Here is a 1,006-nt window from a genome sequence, read left to right on the forward strand (position 1 = left end):
TCAAATCTTCGATATGAAAACAATGATAGTTTCTTAATGGAGCGATGATCTGTCGAGAGATATATCCAACTGTTCCTTCGACACTTGCTTTATCTTTTGGTTTCCGGACACGGCTTGGAACAATTACCGTACGATAATAATCCGCTAGTTCACGATAGGCTTCATTGAGAACAGGCTCACTCCTAAGGGCTTTTATAACTCCCGTTTTCAAATTATCTGGAACCAACGTTTCAGGAACACCTCCAAAATATTCTAATGCATGAATATGAGCGATAAGCCAATTCGCTGATTTCATATCCATGAAAGCTTCCACGTAGCTGAATTGGCTATAGGGTAAGGTCGCAATAAAAATGTACGCTGGTATAGCTTCTCCTGTTGAGCGATCAATAATTTCCAACGTAGAACCTGCCCAATCTACTTCCATACTTTCACCAGGTTTTCTTAGAATAGGCATTGTCAATTTGTACTTCTTCGCGTATTTTCCATAATTCTCGGTAAATGTTCGATAAGCGTAAGGAATCTTTCCACCCTCACGTGCTTCCGTTGCATACTCATAATGCAATAAAGTCAAAGTTACATTCTTCTTTTGTAATTCCTTATGCACTTTTTCCCAATCAACCGGGAAGTAACCTTTCTCAATAGCCTGTTTTTCTGGAAAGAGAAACGATTCTAGCCATGGATTGGTCATGGTATCGTTCAAGCTTTCCACACCAAGTTTCTTCGCTCGATGAACGACTTCAGAGACTGTATTTCTCGAATGACCAGTACTAGAACTAATTGTTCTTTGACTGATTTTTTCAAAATACAACTCTAGAATTTTACGACAATTAATCACAAAAAAACCTCCTGTATAATAATGTCATGCTTGATTGCATGCAACTTTTATTATACAAGAGGTCGTTCTAATTTATATTGTTGGCTCTCCCGTCCGCAGACGGTGGCTCTATCTTCCGCAATCACTGGCTCAAAACTCCGCACAAGTGGCTCTATTCATCCGCAATATTCA

General features: G+C 39.3%; 1 protein-coding gene. It reads right to left on the minus strand.

Annotated features, from left to right (window positions below):
- On the minus strand, positions 1–835 hold an 835-nt coding region (istA, locus tag ACHABW_RS25895), incomplete at its 3' end, for an IS21 family transposase (protein WP_435759915.1).
- Positions 836–1,006 lie beyond the last annotated feature (171 nt).

It is taken from the genome of Salipaludibacillus sp. CF4.18 (genome assembly GCF_051262595.1).
GTDB lineage: Bacteria > Bacillota > Bacilli > Bacillales > Salisediminibacteriaceae > Salipaludibacillus > Salipaludibacillus neizhouensis.